The organism is Methanolobus vulcani (assembly GCF_900100715.1).
Taxonomy (GTDB): Archaea; Halobacteriota; Methanosarcinia; order Methanosarcinales; family Methanosarcinaceae; genus Methanolobus; species Methanolobus vulcani.
Genome location: NZ_FNCA01000002.1, coordinates 71,392 through 92,436, shown reverse-complemented (window position 1 = coordinate 92,436; position 21,045 = coordinate 71,392). Strand labels below are relative to the sequence as shown.

The window sequence follows — 21,045 nt, the reverse complement described above, 5'->3', positions numbered from 1 at the left end:
AGATTAGGTGCAGATTGCACCTATAACAATTTACCTTTTAACTCATTCAGTTTGTTCAGCGCCTCGATAGGAGTCATAGAGTTTAGGTCCAGTTTTTTCAGCTCTTCAACAACAGGGTCCGAAGCTGGTTCACCATATGATGCGTCCTGGTCAAAAAGTATGACCTGAGTATATTTGGCACTGCTGCGCTGTTTCTTTTTGCTGCCCTTGCGGTCCTCTTCACTAAGCATGCATTCATCCTCAATATCTTCGAGAATTTCCTTTGCCCTGGAAGTGACAGCATGAGGCACACCGGCTATTCTTGCAACATGAATACCATAACTTCTGTCAGTTGCACCCGGAACGATCTTACGCAGGAAGACGAGGTCATCGCCATCTTCCTTTACAGCAATATGATAATTCTTAACCCTCTTTAGACTGGCTGCAACTTCTGTAAGCTGGTGGTAATGAGTGGCGAAAAGTGACCTGACACCAACACGTCCTTTATTATGAATGTATTCAACAACTGCCTTTGCAATGCTATAACCATCATAAGTGCTTGTACCTCTACCGATCTCATCAAGCAGTACAAGGCTTTTAGGTGTTGCATTGTTCAGGATGTTGGCAAGCTCAACCATCTCCACCATGAAAGTACTCTGGCCACTTGCAAGGTCATCGAAAGCACCCACCCTTGTGAAAACACGGTCAACAATTCCGATGGAAGCATGTGATGCAGGTACAAAGGAACCGGACTGCGCCATGATAACTATCATAGCTATCTGCCTCATGTATGTGGATTTACCTGCCATGTTAGGTCCGGTTATTAACTGGAACTGGTTCTCACTGCAATCCATCTCAGTATCGTTGGGAACAAATCCACCCGGAACAGTATTCTCAACCACGGGATGTCTTCCATCCCTGATAAGCAACCTGCAGTCAGGAGTTATCGCAGGTCTTACATAATTGTTATTTGCTGCAACTTCCGCGAGGTTTGCAAGCACATCCAGTGTTCCGATAAGAGCAGCAGTTTCCTGCAACTTTCTGGAATGGGATGCGATTATAGTATTTAACTCACTGAGAAGTTCGTATTCAAGTGCCGTCATTTTCTCATCAGCCGAAAGTATGGCACTCTCACGTTCTTTCAGTTCAGGAGTATAGAACCTCTCTGCATTGGTCATGGTCTGCTTCCTGATATAATCATCAGGAACCTGTGAGATGTTGGCCTTGGTAACCTCAAGATAGTAGCCGAAAACCTTGTTGTAACCTACCTTCAGGGATTTAATTCCGGTCCTTTCACGCTCTTTCTGCTGGAATTTAGCAATCCATTGTTTTCCGTTCTTTGAAAGATCGAACAACTCATCCAATTGCTCATTATAACCGGGTTTTATCATTCCTCCATCCCTTACACTAAGAGGAGGTTCCTCAACTATTGCACTGTCTATGAGTTTTGCAAGCTCATCCAGTTCTGCAAATGATGAAAGCTTTGATGAAGTACTCTCAAGCAATCCTATGTCTTTGCACCCCTGAAGTGAATCAAGCAAAAGAGGAACTGATTCAAGTGATTTTTTTAGAGATACAAGGTCTCTTGCATTGGAGTTTCCATACATTACCCTTCCAACAAGACGTTCCATGTCCTTTACATAGGAAAGATGAGCACGAATATCGAATCTCACAAGTGTATTATCATGGAGCCATGAAACGGCATCCAGCCGGTCATTTATAGAATCCACAGATATCAGTGGTTTCAGCAGCCATTTCTGCAATTGTCTTCTGCCCATAGGAGTTTTTGTTTCGTCAAGAACACCGATAAGAGATGCATCATTTCCTTCACCCCTGACGTTTCTTACAATTTCCAGATTCCTTAAGGTTATGGCATCCAGAACCATGAACTCGGAGTCAAAATAGGTCTTTAGTGTTTGAACCTGTGAGAGTTCCCTCATCTGAGTGTCAGTAGCATAACGCAATGCCGCACCTGCGGATGATACTGCCGCCAGGAGTTCGCTACAACCCATGCCCTCTAAAGTGGAAACTTTAAAATGGTCAAGGAGAACTTTTTCGGCAATTTTGTGATCGAATAAATCTTCATCAAACTCATGAATAATTATCTTCAGGTCTTTTATCCTCTCTTTAAGATGACTGTCCTTTAGCATGGACGGAGGCATAATGCACTCAGAAGGACCCATGCGTGCGAGTTCACTTACAATCCGGTCATATGGTTCCTCGTCGGTAAGCTGGGTCGCAAGGAATTCTCCAGTGGAAATATCCAGAAACGACAGACCAAATTCATCCTTATCCCCATACAAAGCCACAAGATAATTATTAGAAGAATCAGAGAACATGGAAGAATCCATTGCAGTTCCCGGAGTTACAACTCTTACAACTCCTCTTTTTACAACACCTTTTGCCTTTTTCGGATCTTCAAGCTGCTCACATATGGCAACCTTATATCCTTTCTTGATAAGTCGGGGAAGATAATTGTCAATTGCATGGTAGGGAATACCGGCCAGCGGCATTTTCTCCCCATCTTTCGTCTTTCCACGGGTAGTGAGGGTGATCTCAAGTTCTTTTGCAATTGTCTTTGCATCTTCTCCGAATGATTCGTAAAAATCCCCCATCCTGAAGAATATGAGGGCGTCCTTATGCTCTTCCTTGGCTGCATAATACTGTTGCATGGCAGGGGTTACTTTACTCATGATGATTCACACAAAATTGGTGCCCCAAATTATCTGGTTGTTAGTATTTTTGTGTTTTCATTGTGAAGAGTAGTTGAACTATTCCCGGATGACTTTTAACATCGTATTCCCACCCTTCTGAAACTCATATTCTACTTTTTCCTCACTAACAACATGTTCTTGTGAAACCAAGAGCCCTATAATTTCATCCAGATGAATGGATTTCCGTGAATTCAGATCTACCACCGGAAATATCCTGACTTCTCCGGCAACCCTTAAAAGCTCATTAATTGCCTGCACATGAAAATCAAATGATAGCTGCTCCGAATATAAGAACAGAAAATGAGATACAAGCACCAGGTCAAAAGAATTGTCTGAAAAAGGCAGCTCAGGAAGGAAACCTGCAACATATCTTCCATGCTTTTTGCCTTCCTCAAGATCATCGAGGAAAAGATTCATAGAACTCATACGAATTTTTCCCAGTTCTTCAACCGAGGATATGTTCTTCCAGATGAATTTTTCTTTGTTTGCCTTTGTCTGCTCCAGTACTTCTAAATAGGTCTCACCAATCCTTTTTCGAATTGTTTCCTTGTCCATTTCATAGATTGGATCAACTGAAACAACCGATTTGCCCTTCCGGTTCATTTCATAGTTAAAACTTGCAGGACCGTCACTACAACCCAGAATGGATCTGTTCAGGTCTTCGTCCGTAAGACTGAACATATCAACATATTCCTTAAAAGAGCGCCCCCATGGAACTACATTATGGTACTTTACAGACATAACTGTTCATTAATCTTTGAAATTATTTAGCATTCTGCATTAACGCATAACCCATTCCTATCGTATATATCGGCATGGAAAGATATCTCATGCCTATATCAGTAAAGTATTGGGTCACTGACATCTGGAAAAATCCACCATACACCATTGATAGGTCCAGTGCAAGATTGACAAGCAGCCATATCAGACCAAGAAAGATTCCTTCATTCAGATAATTTGTTTCAACATCCCTGAAATATCTCACTGCAAGAATCACACCAATAAAAGCACCGGTTACCACCATGATAGATTTGAAGAATGTCTCATCTATGACGAAATTACCCTGACTGTCCACGAATGCAAAAGAGATGATAAAAGGAACCAGCCATACTATCAGTCCGTAAAGGACCATTTTGAGATATTTGTTCATTTGGAATCCTCTTTCAGCTTATAGTTTATAATATCTGGATTTGACTGAAATAAATACTTGCTGTTTCTGAACTATTTCCTGCAAAATGTTACATTACAATGGTTTTACAGGAATCTGGACCTCAGTCAGTAATTCCTCTTCGGAAACTTCATTCGGATCGTTCAGGTATAATGACCTGGAAGGACCTGCAGCCTTAAGATCGTTATTTTTGATGTATTCAAAAAGACGGGTATATGCTACTCCCACTTCCTCATAGGGTCCCTTATGGATAGCCGATACAACATTAGCAGCCGGCAATGTTACCATTTCAACGTCAAAATTATCGGTAGTAATGCTACCTGATACCGGAAGAGCAACTTCAATATTTGCTTCTGTTTCTTTGTATTCCTCATCATGGCAGATGAACATACAGGGTCCTGTCATTTTGAGATTGTTTCGGAGATTATTTTGTGATTCTATAAACCCGAATAGTTCTCCTATGAGTTTTCCGATTGTCACTTCATAGTTTCCAATCTCTTTTTTGCTTAACACACGCATCTGCGGGACTTCTTTAATTGCTGGTTCTGATACTGACATACTATACAACTCCAATGTGTCTTTTTGTCTGAGCAAGACCTGTTGTACTTTCTGCAGTCTGAGAATTTCCTTCTCTGTGTGTGCGCATCTTTTCTGCATAAGTACACTGATAGTGGCACTGTCACTTTTTTCCTCTGCATCCAGCAAGGTAGCTATCTCATCAAGAGAGAATCCCATCCAGGAAAGAATTCGTATCTTTACTCCTCTTTCTATCTGATCATAGGTGTAGCAACGGTAATTGGTGAATGCATCCTTTGCCTCAGGTACAAGAAGACCTTTCTTGTCATAGAGACGGAGGGCTTTCTGCGTCAGGTGCGTCATCAGGGAAAACTTTCCAATTGGTATCCGATCGAATTTCATCTTGGTCAACACAGAATTGAGTTGTAAATATTTAATGTGATTTTTTCTGACACGGGTCAGAGTTTGACAGAAATAAATAATTGATGTTTCTAAACTATATTCTGCAATATTCTGTAAGTAGCTTTTACTTCCTCACTGATATTTTCAACACGCTTTCCTGAAGGAACGAACATTACATGTGTCCCGTTGGATTCAATTGTATAATTTCGCCCGATTTTCTCTGCCAGAGATTCATCCATAAAAGAAGAATCTCCGTCCAAGGAGAAGTATTTGTTATAAGCATTATTAGAGAGCGGTGAACGAGGCTGCAACTCAAAAACAGGAGCAGTTTTCTCAAAGATGATACCAGATGATTTGAAAGTACCTCCATGAGAACTTGCAGAACCGGTTATAAAATAACCAATAACTATTGTGATATCAAAAAATATCACCTGCAAGCCATCATATGTACCTGTGAAAACATTGTACACCTTTTGTTTGTTTCCAAGCTGGGTTTGTTCAAAACCAAGAGACGTAACAATTTCTTTTGAAGCTGGTTTAAATCCCATTTCATTTGCCTGTTTTACCAGAGTTTTCGTTCTGAGTTTCTCATTAAGAATTGTAATTACAATTGCCAACAGGATAACTGTAACAACAAAGCCTGCAAATCCAATAATGAAAATTAGTCTGAAGTCCATTTTACCCAGCTCTTTTAGAAGGAAATTATTCTGGATAAATATGCAATTGTAAATTATAAAAAGAAATGGGAGGAAGAGAAAAATCCCTTCCTTTCCCCTATCATTCAACAGTCACATTCATTCCCTTCACCTCAGCCACAACCTCTGGATTATAATACGAGTAAGCCTTGCTCTCTGACACAACAGCCTTCACTGGGAAGAGAGCCTGTACCTGCATACTGAAGTTCAGTTCTTCTCCGGCCTGCATATCATCGATGTAGAAGATAACCTTCCTTCCGGCAATCTCGTATCGGGTTATCTTTTCTTCAGATACCTTTGTTGATTCAAGGCTTGAAGTAACAGGACTGAAACCAGTAGGAACGGCAAGGTCAACTATCATCATACCGCTTGAACTTGTAACACCATCGATACCAGTGATCCCATTGTACTTTATGTGAGCATTCACTGTTACAATATCATTAACTGAAACATCAGTTGAATCATACTCTACGTCAAGCTCGATCTCATTCTGCTCAACGACATCAGGCAGGATGACATTGAAACGTCTTACAAGCTGGTAGTTCAGGTCACCTGTACCTTGCATTTCAAGTTCCACCTTTGAAGTACCGTCTGGTATCTCAATTATCTGAACGACATCGAAGTTCTGCTGATTCACTTCAACGGACTTGACCTCAGTTCCATCAGTAATCACATGAACCGTAGCATCGATATCCCTTCCGGCAGATGCTGCTGCACTCATCAGTGCCCTGAAAGCCATGACAGTATCCTGAGTACTTGAGAATCCTCCATTTGAATTGCGCTGTGCAGCAATCCATTTCAGTGATGATGTTGCTGAAGGATTATTTGCTTCGATGAGTGCAAGGGTGGCATATGCAGTCGTTTCCACATTCTTGCTTGAAGGAGCTATGAACCCATAGCCACCATATTCGTATGGAAGCTTTACATCGCCTGAACCATATCCCCAGTACATGCCATCATCGTCCTGTTTTGAAATCGCCAGCAGCCCGGTAAAAGCCTCTTCTGCCAGGGGACTGTTAAGTTTCTGTAATGCAAGAGTTCCGATGGCAAGAGCATAAGGGTCATCCTGGCCTGCAAGATTATCCTCAAGATACTTCTGGGCTTTTGCCATAACAACAGGATTTGCAGAACCATATTCATCCAGTGCAAGGGTTGTGTATGCTGTCAGGGCGTAGGTTCCACTCACACCACCCATCATGTCCTGGTGGATAACAAAACCGACCTGCTCCCATGAACCATCTTCCTGCTGGTAGGATTCTATCCAGTCTGAAGCCTCGGAAAGAATACTCTCATCAATAGTGGTGACATCTCTTGCACCACTGAACTGGGAAAGCACGAATGAAGTCAGCCAGAGACTGCCGCTATCGTCACTCTCGCCGAATGCTGAAAAAGAACCATCGCTATGGCGGTATGTAAGTTCACGCTGATAGCCTGTGATAATGTACATCTCAGCTTTGGCACGAACTTCAGGATTATCCTGCCCGGTTGCTTTCAGGTATCTCAAAACCTCAACGTCAGTGGAGAATAGCATCATATTCTGTTCACCGCATCCGTATGGCATACCAAGCAGGTCGTCCACTCCGCTTATGCTCTGAGCAACAATACTTGGAGTGAAGCTCACAAGGATCTTCTCGGAATCTGAAACAATGTCTGCCGGAAGTGTTGCATCAAGCTCCACAGAGCCGTTACTGAGCACTCCATTATCAACTATCTCGCGGGTTGCACCCTCAGCCTCAACAATTATGTCCTTTCTCACCGCGTCGGCTCTTTGTGTTGTTTGGCCTGTGATCTCAATTATCTGTTTTCCAACCTTTGTAGGACTTATCGTAAAGCTGGCATATCCAACACCATTTCCCTCCACGTTAATTGTCTGGACATCATCTCCGATAATCTCAAACCAGTCAGCACCGTCCAGAGTTAGTTTGACATCCTGCTCCGTGTCAAGATAATTGTAGACCTGCACCTGTACAGGGAATTCCTCACCTCTTGTAACAGAATATGGTAAGTCCGGGTCAACGAAGAAATCCTGAAACACCTTGAGACCGGATTCTGAAATACCAATTCCTTCGGGGCCGGTTGAAACTGCATGCAACCTCCATGTGGTAATGCTGTCCGGTGCATTCAGGTCAACGCTTGCAAGACCATTCTCGTCGGTTAGAAGTTCAGGCATCCATACCCATGTCTCAGGGAAGAACTGACGCACACGCTGCACTTCTGCAAGTTCACCTCCACTTGCCATGGGTTCAGCAACTGCTTCTTCAGTAGGTATAGCCACCATAGCTTCTTCAGCCACTACCATACCATCTTCAACGTCCATCATGAAACCTGCAAAGTTTGCAACATCAACTTTAACTTCACGTCCAGTAGTCTGATAACCATAGTATCTGGATTGAGGAACATCAATTCCAGGCGATGCCATAACTACCATACCTTCATTGTAAAGAGTGTCATAGGCACCTTCTAAGTACCATGAAGGATGAGATTCCGCCTGTGGTTCCATGAAACGTTTTTCCAGTTCATCAAAAACCTGCTTGAGATTGAGCCTGCCTTCACTTAGAGCATAGACCGACTCATCAACTATGGAGAAACCGATCATTGACCTGCTTCCTGCATTGAAATCAACTGTAACGTCATCTCCTGGTTCAGCCGATTCACTGCTGAATGAACTTGAAAGATCTACCTGAGTGGAGAATTCCACATCAAAAGGAAGCACATCAACTGATACTTCACTGTTAGGGTTTATCATGTAAGCAACAACTTTTGCCTGAGGACTCATCTGTGGCGTTACTGGGATGCTGATATCAGCTTCATCGCTTGTTGCTGAATAGACAGTTCTTCCATTGGCAAACACATCATAGAAAACAGTTCCCGGATTTGTCGAGTAGACATGGAATGAAATAGTGTCACCAACTGCTGGCACACCATCACTTGTCTGAGTAATATGAATGAAGCTTGCACTTGGGGAATACGTAGCATATAGAACTTCACTTGCATGAGCATCCTCTGTATTGGCATCTATAGACATTGTAGTTGTATTAAGAGGAATATCGTATTCCAACATTTCAATGCCTCCTACAGTAGTTACTGATTCGCTATTTGTAACTTCATTATAGGAAATATCCCTGATAAGGGTCTCAACACTTACCTTTGTATCAACAGGATTGCCTCCCGGATCTTTTGTGACCAGCAGAACCTGCAATGGCATGCCTGGTTTTATTGAATTTGACTCAGGGATTATCTGGAGAACTACAGGAGATTCTGCAATGGTCAGAAGCTTGTTTGTGGATTCACGATGATTGCCCGTATCTGTGACAGTCACGTTGAGCATGAGACTTGCCTGCCCACCTGCTCCGTATGTTCCGGTTGCGTATTCTACAGCCGGAAGCTCAAATTGAATTGAACCGTTCTCAAGTGTGCCGGAGAAAGTTGCATATTGTTCCCATTCACCAACATAGCGTGATGCTTCCACAAGCACATCACCATCAACCTCTTTTCCAAAGAAATAATTGGCTGAAACTGTGCCTGTAATTTTATCTGAAACAAGGAACCATTCCTGTGGGGTTTCAAGTGAAACATCAAATTTTGGAAGCACATATTTATCTATCTGGATATCAACGTTAGAACTGGAGCTTCCTGATGTTGCTATTATTTTCCATGTTCCAAGATTGAGTTCAGATGCCAGTGGCAGATCAAAGGAAATTACTCCGTATTCGTTTGAGGGAAGTTCTTCCTTGAAGACCTTGATACCTTTTGCATCTGTGATCTCAACGGTGATGTCTTCCTGAACAGGTACGAGGTTGTTGTTCAGAGAAACTATCCTGCCATGTATCGTCTGGCCGGGTTTGTAGATGGGTTTGTCTGTTTCGATGAACAGTGGATTGTTCTTTACCACATCTACTGTTGCCGTGAATTCAGTGTCTACACCTGAAGGCTTCGCAGTAAGTACATAAGTTCCCTCTTCAACGTCAGGCACTTCAAATGTAGCTACAACATTTCCGGATTCGGATGTCGATGCCTGGACAAGAGTTATCTCATTGTCATTTTCATCAGTTAGCGTATATTCCACACAGCGCTCCACGGATTTGTTGTCGGAAAAAGCTGCCATTGTTACGGAACTCTCGCCACCTGAGAAAAGGGTTTGTGGTGCAAGTATGAAGAATTCATCACCTGAAGATGATACCTGACCGCTACATGGATCAGCTATATTTGATGAAAGAACTGTGTCTGTATTGTTTCCTATGCAACCCGATATCAGAACTGCAAAAATTGCAGCCACCGATACTATAAGTACTAAAGAGACTGTTTTTTTCCCTGTTAAGTTCAATTTTAACCACTCCAGACTAAGAGTATTATGCTCCTTAGTACAGAGTTTGGGAATATGACTGTATATACTTTGCTTAAACTTCAAAGATGTTCGAAGTTATATGCAGTGGTGCATTTCGGTAATAAAAATAAGAAATGACAATAAAAACAAAAAAGATTTGTGATGATTAATTCACTCACCAACCATTTTCTTTGTGATCTCAGCAACATGCCTGCCCTGGAACCTTGCAATCCCAAGCTCATTCTCACTTGGCTGCCTCTTTCCTGATCCGCTGCCTGTTATCGTGGAAGCTCCATAAGGACTACCGCCTGTGATCTCATCAAGTGTTGACTGTCTCTTTTCAGAATACGGAACGCCCACTATAATCATTCCATGATGCAACAGCGTTGTATGGAAACTCAGTATTGTGGATTCCTGACCACCGTGCTGTGTGCTGCTGGATGTAAAAACACTAGCTACTTTACCGATAAGTTCACCCTTTGACCAGATGCCACCAGTCCTGTCAAGGAAAGCACGCATCTGTGCAGCCATCATGCCAAAACGTGTGGGTGTTCCAAAGATGATGGCATCTGCTTCTGTGAGATTATCCACTGTTGCAACAGGAATGTGCTCAAAGCTCTTTTTCGATTCTGCGGCTCTCATTTTTTCGAGGATCTCAGGAGTAAATGTTTCATGAACCTGAAAAAGTCCGACTTCTGCTCCTTCAACTTCCCTGGCACCTTCTACAACAGCCTGAGCCATCTTGTAATTATGTCCATACAAACTATAAAAGATCACATTTATTTTCATCATTCCCACCTGTCAAAATAGTTCTTTAAAAGTCAATTATACAGGCATAATATCAGTTGAAGACAACATAAATAATTTTCGAGTACTTAGAATAATGATTTACTATAAATAGTAGATGTTAGATATAGATAACATAATGATAGTTTAACCTAATATAATGTTAGAATTAATTCCATCGAAATGAAGAATAGAGGATAAATCATGGGACAAATTGAAAAATACACAAAGATAAGTTACACTTTTGCTTTGATCCTTATACTAATAGGCATTTTCATGGTTGCGTTCCAGGAACAATATCAGGCTCTTGGGACTGGATTCATAAATGCCGGATCGATTATTATCTTTGTAACATTCGTAAAAGCAAGAAGATATCGCAACGGACCTGTAAAAGATGAGAGAACTATCAAGATCGGTGCTTACGGGCTTTCATATTCATGGCTCATAACATTCATTCTAATCTCCCTTTTGTTCTGGGTAGATGAATTCCAGATCATACAACTGACAATCAGGCAAGTACTGGCAATCCTCATGGTAACAATGCTTGTAACTGCAAAAGGAATTCAATGGTACCTTTTCAGAAAAGGAGATGTTGAATAAGAACAAAATGCAGGGATGATAGGATGAGAACAAGGATCAAGGAACTCCGGGCCAGATATGACATGACTCAGGAAGACCTTGCAAACAAAGTTGGTGTGAGAAGAGAAACCATCGGTTTTCTGGAAAAAGGGAAATACAATCCCTCACTAAAACTTGCATATAAAGTAGCAATAACTCTTGAGACAACAATAGATGAGCTGTTCATCTTTGATGAATCTGACCTCAAATGACACCAGGAGATAAATAATGGAAGCAAAAACAAAAGTCTGGCTTGCAGAAGACGGAAAACCAATAATAGGCGGTGGAAAAGTCGAACTTCTCAAAGCCATCGACGAAGAGAGATCACTTCGCAAAGCCTGTATGAAAATGGATATATCCTACAAACATGCATGGAATGTCCTCAATAAGATGAGTGAGAGACTTGGTAAAGATGTAGTTACGACTATAAGGGGCGGAAAGAACCAAGGAACTTTTCTTACAGATGAAGGTCGCAGACTTATCAAGGAATATGAGATGAACAGGAAATTCATCAACAATACGATGGAAGATGAAGGATCCTGGGAAAAACTGGGTCTTGCCATCTCAGCACGTAATAAGATTCCTGCAAAGGTTGTGGGCATTGAAAAAGAAGGTCTTGTTGCAAAAGTAAAACTGGAGATCGACCCATCTGCGCTCACATCCATCATAACTTCCGAAGCAGTGGAACGACTTGAGATCAAAGAAGGAGACAATGTCTTTGCAATAATCAAATCAACGGAAGTGCTTATCGGAAAAGAGCAAAAACAGAAATAAGAGGACATTAGAGGTTGGATTAATTAATCCGCCTTTCAAAAGTCGTATATACTTTTAGGACACATATTATCCTGGTTAGAAATTATATTAACGATCAAGTTGTTGATATTTTTGTTTCACGCCGGGAAGAGAATCATGAAAAGTAAGCAAGATTTTTCGTGGGAAGACGGCAAGATCAAAAACGGTGATACTCTGGGCAGGATTGTATCAATTCCCACTCAGGAGGATTTAGAGCCGGAAACATTCGACGATAGAAAATTAAAACAAATCAAACAGAATTTTGATGAAGACTCTGACATCGTAGTGGATGAGTTCAAAGAGAAAATGACAGAAATTCTCTCAAGGGAACTACATCGGAGAAGATGACGTCTTATTTTTCTTCAATTTTCGTTGATTATAAATACCGTGTATTATGAAAGGGATCAATAATAGCGCAAACACTGTTTTAATCCCGGGGCTTAGCACTTCACTTGCATTTCCTGCAATAGATGAAGCTTCAATGCCTAATCTGAAATAGATAGCGTCAAGCAACAATCCAAAAGCCAGTGAACACACCGCAATCATTGTAAGATACAATGCTGCACTTCTTTTTCCCAGGAATTTTGTTACCATTGTAATGGTGGCTGCATTTGTTGCGGGACCTGCCAGCAGAAATACAAATGCTGTGCCCGGACTCATTCCTTTTGACACCAGGGCTGCAGCAAGTGGAGTTGAAGCTGTTGCACAAATGTAAAGAGGAATTCCTATTACAAGCATAAGGACCATGGAGAAAACTCCTCCTCCCAGATAATTGCTTACCATTTCATCAGGTATTGCATAGGAGATAATTCCGGCAATCAGGATTCCTATCATCAGCCAACCTGATATATCACCAAGGAGTTCAACAAATGAATATCTCAAGGCTTCTTTGATTTTTGTCAATACTGAAGCATTCCCGTCTGGTACTGAACCTGAATGGCATGAGCATGATGAATCGCTGCATGCCGGAGCCTGCATAAGAGCGATAGAACCGTTTTCAGATGAAAAGAAAGACTTCTTTGAATCCCTCTTTTCACCTATGATATTTTCTGCAATTCCCGTGAATAAAGCCGTTGTCATACTGGCAATGGGACGGAAGACGGTCATAATTGGATCCAGCAGAGCGTATGTAATAGCAATCGAATCCACACCAGTTTCAGGGGTTGATATTAGGAAGGAGAGAGTTGCACCTTTTGTTGCACCTCTGTTCTTTAGTGAAAGTGCAGTTGGGACCACACCACAGGAACAAAGCGGCAGTGGAATACCAATCAGTGAAGCGTTCAATGCTGATCTGAACTTTCCTGCGGATTTTCCCAGATATTTAAGGATTTTCTCATCGGGCACAAGCGCATGCAATAGCCCTGCAACTACAAATCCAAGGAAGAGATATGGTGCAGCCTCTCCAAACAGGTTCCATGATTCTGTCAGAATTCCAAGTATTATGGCTGGAACTGCATCTATAAGTGTCATTGTTTGACCTCCTCCACGTGTTCTCTACACATAGACATTAGTAATTCAACATGTTCGTCGGCAAGATAATAAACAGCAAATCTTCCTTCTTTCCTGACCCTTACAAGATCAAGCTGCCTCAGGTTTTTCAGACTATGGGATATTGTAGACTGGGTGAGTCCCAGAGCATCTTCAATAGCCTTTACACAAAGGTCGCCCTGCAGCAGCAGAAAAAGTATCTTCAGGCGGGTTGTGCACTGGAGTGCATTGAATATTTTGCACATTGAATAAATGGAATCTTCTGAAGGAAGATGCCGGACTCTATCATCAAGACAAGTTGAATCTGCACAAACATGCTCTGAATTATCCATGAACATATGAACACATGTTCATATATCAATATATCCCTTCTTCAATCTTCAAATACAAAGCAAAAATAGCAGCATACAATAGAGAACAAGTAAAGCATAATCCGACAACCTGAATTCCAATAAGTACATGGAACTGCGTCCTTCACCAGTATAACAACGGCTCTCCATCGCAAGAGCCACTTCGTTCACTGATCTCAAAGACATTCTTACAAGCGGAACAGTTAGTGACATTATCGCTTTTACAGGTTCTTTTTTTATGTCCAGTCCACGTGAGATTTGCGCATCCCTGAGATCCCTGAAACTATCAAAAAGCATTGGCACGAAATAAAGTGACAATGACATCATCATTGCAAGATCGTGTGAGGATATTCCGACATACCTGATTGGAAGAGGCCTGAGAAGTCTTTCAACACCTGCAGTAATTCCGGCAGGTGACGTGGTAGCTGTTATCAGGGCTGCAAAGAGGATTAGGAAAATAAATCTCAATGCAAGTATGCTGCCAAGGAGAAATCCTTCGTAAGTACCTGTCAGCAAGCCAAATTCAAATAGTGGACTTCCTTCTGTGAACAGTAATTGCATGAGGAATATGAATATGAAAAAAGGAAGCATTGGGCGCACAGATCTTGCAAAGTGAATTGTTGGGAGGTGACATGCAATGACAAGTATTGAAAAAATGATAGATATCAACAACATAATTTCAAAGGATGAAACTTTAAGAATACAAAAACTGACTGCCATAAGTCCTATTATCTTTGTCCGCGGGTCAAGCCTGTGAAGGAAAGACTTACCGGGCATGTAAGATAGTAAAAGATCATTCATTTTCATTCACCCCATTTGATCCAAGGGCCCTGATAATCTCATTGAAAGCATCATCCACAGAGTAGATATTACTGGTTACTTCAAAACCACATTTCTGTAACTCTTTCATAAAGGAGGTGATCTCAGGGATGGGTGAAGCTATTGATTGCAAGTATTCGTCCCGACTTCCGATAAAATCGACACAGCCATTCTTTAAAAGAAGGATCTTATCAGCAAACGGAAGAAAATCATAGATCTGGTGCGATACTACAATAACTGATATCCGTCTTCCCTTAAGATGTGACAGAGTTGAAAAAAGAGAAGCTCTGTTCTCAGGATCAAGACCTGATGTCGGTTCGTCCAGAATCAGGTATTCAGGTCTCATGGAAAGAACACCTGCAAGGGCTACAAGCCGCATTTGTCCTCCGCTTAGAGAAAATGGCGAAAGGTCTGCAATATCATGACTGAGACCTGCAAGGGTAAGGGAAGCACTTACACGTTCATTGAGTTCTTCATCTTTCAAGCCGAAATTTGAAGGTCCAAAAGAAACATCTTCAAAGACAGTCTTTCCAAAAAGCTGCCTTTGCGGATACTGCATCAACAGGCCTATTTTTGACCGCAGTTTCTTACTTGTAGAATCAATACCGTTTATTCTCACTGAACCTGAATGGGGTTTTAACAAGCCGTTCAAATGTCTGACAAGAGTCGATTTGCCTGAACCTACCTCCCCGGTAATGAGAATGAATTCACCTTTAGCGATAGAGAAACTTACCTTATCAAGAGCTTTCTTTTCAAGGGAAGTACCTTTGTTGTAGAAAAAGCTGACATCCGCTACTTCAACTGACATATAGCCTCCCGAAGTTCATCTTTCGATAAAGGCAAAAATGAAGGTTCAAGTATTCCTGCATCTACAAGCCTTTTTGATAATTCTATAATTGGAGGAGCGTCAAAACCAAAACGACCGGAACTTATCTTGCTGATAATCTCCCTGGGATCACCATTGCAGATCATGCGACCATTTTCCATTAGCATAAGCCTGTCTGCGTGTACAAGTTCTTCCAACAGATGAGTCACATAGATTATAGTTGTACCTGCCTCATGCAACTGTCTGACCAGAGAAAGTATGTCCATTCTTGACCCGGAATCAAGCATAGATGTCACTTCATCAAAAAGTATGATCTCAGGTTCCATTGCAAGAACTGAAGCCAGGGCCACTTTCTGCTTCTGACCTCCACTGAGAGTTCTGGGTGTGTTATACCTGTAAGCAGACATTCCCACAGATCCAAGTGCATTGGATACTCGTTTTTTGATCTCAGAGGTGGAAAAACCCAGATTCTCAGGACCGAATGCAATATCATCTTCAACTGTCATACCGATGAATTGGGATTGAGGATCCTGGAACACCATTGCGGCTGTTCTACGGATCTCCTGAAGTTTTGAATTATCTGAAGTATCCATCCCTTTTATTATTACGGAGCCCTCTGAGGGTTGCAGAAGTCCGTTAATATGTCGCAACAGGGTTGATTTACCACAACCATTCTTTCCGGCAATGGCTACAAATTCGCCTTTGCGGATATTCAGAGTTATAGAATCCAGGGCAGAACTGCCATCGGGATAATGATAACTCAGGTTTTCAATTTTAATCATATTAGTTGTTCAGGGAATATCTGGAAGAGATCACAGCAGCAGCAATGAGTTTTAAAATTGCACCTGGAAGATAGGGAAGCATTCCAAGCACTATTGCCTGCGTAAGACTCAGGTCTGCGACGTTCATAAGCTGGAAAATTCCGAAAACATAGATCACAAAAAGACCTGCAAACATAATAGTAATATTCAGACCTATATTTTTTGTTCCAAAACGATCGGACAGATAACCTATGATAAAAGCACCGAACATGAACCCAATGAGAAAACCACCGGTTGGTCCGAATATCATACCCAGACCAGAACTGCCACCTGAGAACACAGGAAGACCTGCAATTCCAAGAAGCAGATACACAACCACACTGATAGCTCCCCATCTGGCCCCTAATATTGCACCTGTGAGTAATACAAAAAAGGTCTGCAGTGTAATAGGAACCGGACTTGCAGGTACAGGGATCTCAATGTATGCACCCACAGCCATCAAAGCAGCAAAAAGAGATGCAAAGACCATTTTTTTAATGTTGTCACTGTTAGTGGTTTGAAAATGATTTTCTTTTACCATTATATCACCATTTGTATTTAAACATTTAATGTTAACCTTTCTGATGGTGCATGGTTTACAAAATATATAATCCTTATGTCAGATGAAAAGCAAAATCAACCGAAACTATAACAAAAAGAGAATTGCTGTGCAGGAAAAACCTGCACAAAAAAGAATTACATATCCATATCAGGCTGTGGCATTCCTGGTGGCATTGCGCCGCCTCTGCCGGTTGCAGCTACAACATCATCGATCCTGAGGATCATTACTGTTGCTTCTGTTGCTGCATTGATTGCCTGGGTCTTAATTCTGAGTGGCTCAAGGACATTGTTATCGTACATGTCTACAACCTTACCGGTGTAAACATCAAGACCCATGTTCTTGTTACCCTGCTCGTGCTGTGCACGGAGGTCAATAAGCTTGTCTATTGGGTCAAGACCTGCATTTTCTGCAAGTGTCTGTGGGATGATCTCAAGTGCCTCTGCAAACTTGCCAACTGCAAGCTGCTCTCTGCCCTTAAGTGTTGCTGCATAGTCTCTGAGTCTGAGTGCAAGCTCGATCTCAGGTGATCCGCCACCAGCTACGATCTTCTTGTCTTCAAGTGCTACACCGATAACACAGAGTGCATCGTTAAGTGCACGTTTGAGACTGTCTACGATGTGTGTTGTACCACCGTGAAGAATGAGTGAAGCGGTCTTAGCTTCCTTGCATCCAAGCAGGAATGTCATCTTTGAACCGTGGAGATCGCGCTCTTCTACAACATCTGCTGCACCAAGATCTTCTGTTTTGATGTCAGTTACATCCTGGAACAGAGTTGCACCGGTTGCCCTTGACAGCTTTTTGAGGTCGCTCTTTGTGATCCTTCTGCATGCGTAAACACCGGCTTTCTCAAGGTAATACTGTGCAAGGTCATCAATACCTTTCTGGCAGAATACTACATTTGCACCACTTGCAACGATCTTGTCAACCATTTCCTTGACCATTTTCTCTTCCTGTTCGACAAACAGATTCATCTGGTCAGGAGAAGTTATCTTGATCTCTGCGCTCTTCTCGATCTTCTGGAACTCGATTGCGAAGCTTGCAAGGAGGATCTTTGCATTCTCTACTTTTCTTGGCATGTTTGGTCTGACCCTTTCCTTGTCAATCACAAGACCTTTGACAAGTTCTGTGTCAAGGATGCTGCCACCTTCACGCTTTTCAATTGTAATGTCGTCGACATCTACACTGATGTTTCCATTTGTCTCTTCAACAACTGAGAGTACTGCATCAAGAGCTTTCTCTGCAAGGAAATCCTTGTATTCGCCTGCTGCCTTTCCTGTGAGAGCAGTTTTTGCCAGTTTCATCAGGGTTTCCCTGTCATCTGTGGAAACATCGATTGTAATCGTCTTTAGAATCTCAACAGCCTTCTCTGCTGCATGCCTATATCCGCCGGAGATGATTGTTGGGTGAACACCTTTCTCAATAAGCTCTTCGGCCTTTGTGAGAAGTTCTCCTGTGAGTACCGCTGCGGTTGTTGTACCGTCACCGACTTCTGCATCCTGTGTTTTTGAAACCTCAACTACCATCTTTGCAGCTGGGTGTTCAATGTCCATTTCCTTGAGGATTGTAGCACCATCGTTTGTGATGACGATATCTCCAAGTCCGTCGACAAGCATCTTGTCCATACCTTTTGGACCAAGTGTTGTTCTGACTGCTTTTGCAACTGCTTTTCCTGCAAGGATGTTAATGCTCTGTGCATCCCTTGCACGGGACCTGTTTCTGTTCCCTGAAGCGTAAGACTGTCCTGCCAATTTTTAACCTCCTAATAATCATAACGTTCTGTAAGTTAGAAGTAAACATTAGTTTGATCTGAGTACTATCTATGGTACTGCTCAATCTAAATGCAGGCAGTTCTATATAAAGATAACTGATTAGATCTTGAATGCCAACACAAAAAAAAGAACAAAAATAAAGACAGGATTATCAATCAGCGATATAATGTAAAAAGATAGAGAGATTATTTTCTCTCATAAAGCTTCTTCAAATGTGCAAGCATCATATAATAGAGATGATTCTTGTAAACAATCCCATCAAGTATATCGAAGATTGCCATACCACCCGCATTCCATGAGACATTTGTTATGACTTTTCTTTTTTCCATTTCATCCATCACCTGCTTTAGCATTGAGAGGTCATCAACTATTGGACGCCAGTCACCTGCATGAACATCTGAAGATGCGGACCTGTTTGCCAGTTCCAGTTGTTGTAAAGCAAACATGTAAACCTGGAAGAGATGAATATCATCATTAGAAAGCTCTATTAGCCCATTTTTTGCGTCCTGTCGCAATACTTTAAGGATCAATGGAATATCAGAGGATCTAAAAATGTTCTTTTCTATCTTTTCAAAATATATGTTTATTTCCTGCATACTCATACTTTTACACCCGGGACTATAAACCCTGATAAAAGGAGGAGCTGAAAACAAATAAGAATTTCTCTATTGGAAAACAAGAATCGTAAGAAAAAACAGATAAAAAAATAAAGAACGATGCAAATGCATCGCTAATTACTATGGAATCTGATTCAGATCAAAGTTTTTCAGCAATCTGCACTGCATTGAGTGCTGCACCTTTAAGGATCTGATCACCACATACGAAGAATTCAAGACCGTGGTCACCAAACACAAGGTTCTGCCTGATCCTGCCGACTTCTACATTGTATTTCTTTGTAGCAGTTATTGGCATTGGATAAACATTGTTAGCAATATCATCCTTAAGATCAACACCTTCAACTGAGCTTAACAGTTTCTTTGCATCATCCGGGTTTACAGGCTTTTCGGTTTCAATTACAATACTTTCAGCATGTACCCTCATGGTTGGGATCCTTACACATGTGCAGCTTATCGGTATGCCTGGCTCAGAGAAGATCTTCCTGGTTTCCCAGACAACCTTCATTTCCTCACGGGTGTAGTCATTATCCTGGAAACTGTCAATATGTGGAATTGCGTTGAAAGCAATTGGATAAGTAAAGACCTTGTTTCCGACCTCTTTACCATCAAGGTAATTGCGAGTCTCTTCTGTAAGTTCGCTCATACCTGCAGCACCGGCTCCGCTTGTAGCCTGATAAGTACTGATGATTACCTTTTTTACACCGTATTCTTTGTGAAGTACGTATAGTGGAATTGCTGCAATAGCAGTTGTACAGTTAGGATTTGCAATGAGTTTTGAATCTCCGATTGCATCTGCATTTATCTCAGGAACTACCAGAGGTACATTGTCGTCGTACCTGAAAGCACTGCTGTTGTCAATAACATAGCATCCGGCACTGGTTGCTTTTTCAGCATTTTCCTGGCTCCATCCACCACTTATTGCGAAAAATGCAATATCCATTTCGGAGTAATCTGCCTCATCTGCATTTTCAATGGTGATCTCTCCAAATGGAGTTTCCATGACTTTGCCAGCACTTCTTACTGATGCAAATAGCCTTAACTTTTCCACAGGGAAATTCCTGTCGTGCAATACTTCAATAATTTCTCTACCTACTGCACCGGTAGCACCCATAATTCCTACTTTGTAACTCATAATTATATCATCCGTCAGATTGCAGGGATTTACTGTAAAACCAATTAGCTTAATAAGTTTCTGATTTTACTTATATCGTTACCGCATATCGGCCTTTTTCTGACACTATCATATATAAGAAATGATATGAAGATTATCCTTGCTTATGTTTGGAAAATATACCAGATGGCTTCAGGTATAAATATTAAAAAAGTAGAGCAAAAAAACTAAAGGAACACAAAGCCAGCATTTTCCTAAGATCAGTATATGGCTATTGCTTTGTTTGAAGACTAATGCCGCCTGTAATTGATATATTACTGTATCAATATGAGACCAGGGTCTGTATACATGCTGTTTTTACGAAATTTATCATGTGGCATCTGAGTTCAAATTCCTGTTCGGAAAGATCATCTGTTTCCATATATCTGCAGAACATTTCCCTGAACTCATCGAACTTTTCTTCATCTTGTTTCTTCATAAATTCCCCTCGAATTTACGTGCATAGAGTATTCTCTATAAATAAGATATATTATTTTTTATTATATAAAAATATTCTGATGCTGATTTCTATATAGCCCTATATTTCCCGGAGAATAAGATGGGATATGTAAAACTTTAGCAGACTTTGGTCTATTTCATATAGCTATAATTATTTTCCTAAATAGAATAATTTGTGAATTCAAATTCTGTTCGATATCAGAATATTCTA

At 41.4% G+C, this 21,045-nt stretch carries 21 protein-coding genes; 4 read left to right on the top strand and 17 right to left on the bottom strand.

Going from position 1 to position 21,045, the window contains the following annotated elements:
- Nucleotides 1–20 precede the first annotated feature (20 nt).
- The 7 genes from mutS to wrbA all read right to left on the bottom strand — a co-directional run bounded on the left by mutS (nucleotide 21) and on the right by wrbA (nucleotide 10,590).
- Nucleotides 21–2,675, bottom strand: a complete 2,655-nt coding sequence (mutS, locus tag BLP52_RS02950) for a DNA mismatch repair protein MutS (protein ID WP_091708582.1) — start codon at nucleotides 2,673–2,675, stop codon at nucleotides 21–23.
- 75 nt (nucleotides 2,676–2,750) lie between these two features.
- Nucleotides 2,751–3,434, bottom strand: a complete 684-nt coding sequence (locus tag BLP52_RS02945) for a class I SAM-dependent methyltransferase (RefSeq protein ID WP_091708581.1) — start codon at nucleotides 3,432–3,434, stop codon at nucleotides 2,751–2,753.
- A 22-nt stretch (nucleotides 3,435–3,456) separates the two neighbouring features.
- On the bottom strand, nucleotides 3,457–3,843 hold the full coding sequence (locus BLP52_RS02940; RefSeq protein ID WP_091708579.1) for a hypothetical protein: 387 nt from the start codon (nucleotides 3,841–3,843) through the stop codon (nucleotides 3,457–3,459).
- Between the two features lie 93 nt (nucleotides 3,844–3,936).
- Nucleotides 3,937–4,779, bottom strand: coding sequence for a MerR family transcriptional regulator (locus BLP52_RS02935; protein WP_091708578.1), 843 nt, complete (start codon nucleotides 4,777–4,779; stop codon nucleotides 3,937–3,939).
- A gap of 89 nt (nucleotides 4,780–4,868) precedes the next feature.
- On the bottom strand, nucleotides 4,869–5,456 hold the full coding sequence (locus tag BLP52_RS02930; protein ID WP_154717777.1) for a hypothetical protein: 588 nt from the start codon (nucleotides 5,454–5,456) through the stop codon (nucleotides 4,869–4,871).
- Between the two features lie 100 nt (nucleotides 5,457–5,556).
- Entirely contained in the window at nucleotides 5,557–9,798 is a 4,242-nt protein-coding gene (locus tag BLP52_RS02925; protein ID WP_091708574.1) for an alpha-2-macroglobulin family protein, read from the bottom strand.
- Between the two features lie 171 nt (nucleotides 9,799–9,969).
- Nucleotides 9,970–10,590 (bottom strand): NAD(P)H:quinone oxidoreductase type IV, encoded by a 621-nt coding sequence (gene wrbA, locus BLP52_RS02920; RefSeq protein ID WP_162272932.1) that lies wholly within the window; start codon nucleotides 10,588–10,590, stop codon nucleotides 9,970–9,972.
- 198 nt (nucleotides 10,591–10,788) lie between these two features.
- Here wrbA and BLP52_RS02915 point away from each other — a divergent pair, with 198 nt between their 5' ends.
- The 4 genes from BLP52_RS02915 (at nucleotide 10,789) to BLP52_RS02900 (ending at nucleotide 12,342) form a co-directional block, all read left to right on the top strand.
- Nucleotides 10,789–11,184 (top strand): hypothetical protein, encoded by a 396-nt coding sequence (locus BLP52_RS02915; protein ID WP_091708571.1) that lies wholly within the window; start codon nucleotides 10,789–10,791, stop codon nucleotides 11,182–11,184.
- A 23-nt stretch (nucleotides 11,185–11,207) separates the two neighbouring features.
- Nucleotides 11,208–11,414 carry a helix-turn-helix transcriptional regulator gene (locus tag BLP52_RS02910; RefSeq protein WP_091708569.1) on the top strand — a complete coding sequence of 69 codons (207 nt, stop codon included), beginning with the start codon at nucleotides 11,208–11,210 and terminating at the stop codon, nucleotides 11,412–11,414.
- A gap of 16 nt (nucleotides 11,415–11,430) precedes the next feature.
- Nucleotides 11,431–11,976, top strand: a complete 546-nt coding sequence (locus BLP52_RS02905) for a molybdenum-dependent transcriptional regulator (protein ID WP_091708567.1) — start codon at nucleotides 11,431–11,433, stop codon at nucleotides 11,974–11,976.
- Nucleotides 11,977–12,111: 135 nt separating this feature from the next.
- Nucleotides 12,112–12,342 (top strand): hypothetical protein, encoded by a 231-nt coding sequence (locus BLP52_RS02900; protein WP_091708565.1) that lies wholly within the window; start codon nucleotides 12,112–12,114, stop codon nucleotides 12,340–12,342.
- On the opposite strand, the gene BLP52_RS02895 is transcribed toward BLP52_RS02900, so the two are convergent.
- The 10 genes from BLP52_RS02895 to BLP52_RS14265 all read right to left on the bottom strand — a co-directional run bounded on the left by BLP52_RS02895 (nucleotide 12,325) and on the right by BLP52_RS14265 (nucleotide 20,814).
- Complete coding sequence (locus tag BLP52_RS02895; protein ID WP_091708563.1) at nucleotides 12,325–13,464, bottom strand: SO_0444 family Cu/Zn efflux transporter; 1,140 nt, start codon at nucleotides 13,462–13,464, stop codon at nucleotides 12,325–12,327. The genes BLP52_RS02900 and BLP52_RS02895 overlap by 18 nt on opposite strands.
- Nucleotides 13,461–13,814 carry an ArsR/SmtB family transcription factor gene (locus BLP52_RS02890; RefSeq protein WP_091709150.1) on the bottom strand — a complete coding sequence of 118 codons (354 nt, stop codon included), beginning with the start codon at nucleotides 13,812–13,814 and terminating at the stop codon, nucleotides 13,461–13,463. The genes BLP52_RS02895 and BLP52_RS02890 overlap by 4 nt, the downstream gene beginning before the upstream one ends.
- 48 nt (nucleotides 13,815–13,862) lie before the next feature.
- On the bottom strand, nucleotides 13,863–14,633 hold the full coding sequence (locus BLP52_RS02885; RefSeq protein WP_162272931.1) for an energy-coupling factor transporter transmembrane component T family protein: 771 nt from the start codon (nucleotides 14,631–14,633) through the stop codon (nucleotides 13,863–13,865).
- Nucleotides 14,626–15,459 carry an ATP-binding cassette domain-containing protein gene (locus tag BLP52_RS02880; RefSeq protein ID WP_091708560.1) on the bottom strand — a complete coding sequence of 278 codons (834 nt, stop codon included), beginning with the start codon at nucleotides 15,457–15,459 and terminating at the stop codon, nucleotides 14,626–14,628. Before BLP52_RS02880 ends, BLP52_RS02885 begins: the two co-directional genes overlap by 8 nt.
- Complete coding sequence (locus BLP52_RS02875) at nucleotides 15,444–16,259, bottom strand: energy-coupling factor transporter ATPase (RefSeq protein ID WP_091708559.1); 816 nt, start codon at nucleotides 16,257–16,259, stop codon at nucleotides 15,444–15,446. The genes BLP52_RS02880 and BLP52_RS02875 overlap by 16 nt, the downstream gene beginning before the upstream one ends.
- A gap of 1 nt (nucleotide 16,260) precedes the next feature.
- The gene (locus BLP52_RS02870; protein ID WP_091708557.1) at nucleotides 16,261–16,818 is read right to left on the bottom strand and encodes a biotin transporter BioY; all 558 of its coding nucleotides are present in this window, start codon (nucleotides 16,816–16,818) and stop codon (nucleotides 16,261–16,263) included.
- A gap of 155 nt (nucleotides 16,819–16,973) precedes the next feature.
- A complete protein-coding gene (gene thsA / locus BLP52_RS02865; RefSeq protein WP_091708555.1) occupies nucleotides 16,974–18,587 on the bottom strand; it encodes a thermosome subunit alpha in 1,614 nt (537 codons plus the stop codon).
- A 206-nt stretch (nucleotides 18,588–18,793) separates the two neighbouring features.
- Nucleotides 18,794–19,210, bottom strand: a complete 417-nt coding sequence (locus tag BLP52_RS02860) for a hypothetical protein (protein WP_091708553.1) — start codon at nucleotides 19,208–19,210, stop codon at nucleotides 18,794–18,796.
- 154 nt (nucleotides 19,211–19,364) lie between these two features.
- Nucleotides 19,365–20,357, bottom strand: coding sequence for an aspartate-semialdehyde dehydrogenase (locus BLP52_RS02855; RefSeq protein ID WP_091708552.1), 993 nt, complete (start codon nucleotides 20,355–20,357; stop codon nucleotides 19,365–19,367).
- A gap of 301 nt (nucleotides 20,358–20,658) precedes the next feature.
- Entirely contained in the window at nucleotides 20,659–20,814 is a 156-nt protein-coding gene (locus BLP52_RS14265) for a hypothetical protein (protein WP_023844979.1), read from the bottom strand.
- Nucleotides 20,815–21,045 lie beyond the last annotated feature (231 nt).

Bases quoted from the DNA above. Each gene is read 5' to 3' on its own strand.
- BLP52_RS02890 (WP_091709150.1), bottom strand. From the start codon at position 13,814: ATGGATAATTCAGAGCATGTTTGTGCAGATTCAACTTGTCTTGATGAT.
- BLP52_RS02860 (WP_091708553.1), bottom strand. From the start codon at position 19,210: ATGAGTATGCAGGAAATAAACATATATTTTGAAAAGATAGAAAAGAAC.
- BLP52_RS02915 (WP_091708571.1), top strand. From the start codon at position 10,789: ATGGGACAAATTGAAAAATACACAAAGATAAGTTACACTTTTGCTTTG.
- BLP52_RS02875 (WP_091708559.1), bottom strand. From the start codon at position 16,259: ATGATTAAAATTGAAAACCTGAGTTATCATTATCCCGATGGCAGTTCT.
- BLP52_RS02885 (WP_162272931.1), bottom strand. From the start codon at position 14,633: ATGAATGATCTTTTACTATCTTACATGCCCGGTAAGTCTTTCCTTCAC.
- BLP52_RS02935 (WP_091708578.1), bottom strand. From the start codon at position 4,779: ATGAAATTCGATCGGATACCAATTGGAAAGTTTTCCCTGATGACGCAC.
- BLP52_RS02910 (WP_091708569.1), top strand. From the start codon at position 11,208: ATGAGAACAAGGATCAAGGAACTCCGGGCCAGATATGACATGACTCAG.
- BLP52_RS02905 (WP_091708567.1), top strand. From the start codon at position 11,431: ATGGAAGCAAAAACAAAAGTCTGGCTTGCAGAAGACGGAAAACCAATA.
- BLP52_RS02880 (WP_091708560.1), bottom strand. From the start codon at position 15,459: ATGTCAGTTGAAGTAGCGGATGTCAGCTTTTTCTACAACAAAGGTACT.
- wrbA (WP_162272932.1), bottom strand. From the start codon at position 10,590: ATGATGAAAATAAATGTGATCTTTTATAGTTTGTATGGACATAATTAC.
- BLP52_RS14265 (WP_023844979.1), bottom strand. From the start codon at position 20,814: ATGAAGAAACAAGATGAAGAAAAGTTCGATGAGTTCAGGGAAATGTTC.
- BLP52_RS02895 (WP_091708563.1), bottom strand. From the start codon at position 13,464: ATGACACTTATAGATGCAGTTCCAGCCATAATACTTGGAATTCTGACA.
- BLP52_RS02945 (WP_091708581.1), bottom strand. From the start codon at position 3,434: ATGTCTGTAAAGTACCATAATGTAGTTCCATGGGGGCGCTCTTTTAAG.
- BLP52_RS02940 (WP_091708579.1), bottom strand. From the start codon at position 3,843: ATGAACAAATATCTCAAAATGGTCCTTTACGGACTGATAGTATGGCTG.
- BLP52_RS02855 (WP_091708552.1), bottom strand. From the start codon at position 20,357: ATGAGTTACAAAGTAGGAATTATGGGTGCTACCGGTGCAGTAGGTAGA.
- BLP52_RS02870 (WP_091708557.1), bottom strand. From the start codon at position 16,818: ATGGTAAAAGAAAATCATTTTCAAACCACTAACAGTGACAACATTAAA.
- BLP52_RS02900 (WP_091708565.1), top strand. From the start codon at position 12,112: ATGAAAAGTAAGCAAGATTTTTCGTGGGAAGACGGCAAGATCAAAAAC.
- BLP52_RS02930 (WP_154717777.1), bottom strand. From the start codon at position 5,456: ATGGACTTCAGACTAATTTTCATTATTGGATTTGCAGGCTTTGTTGTT.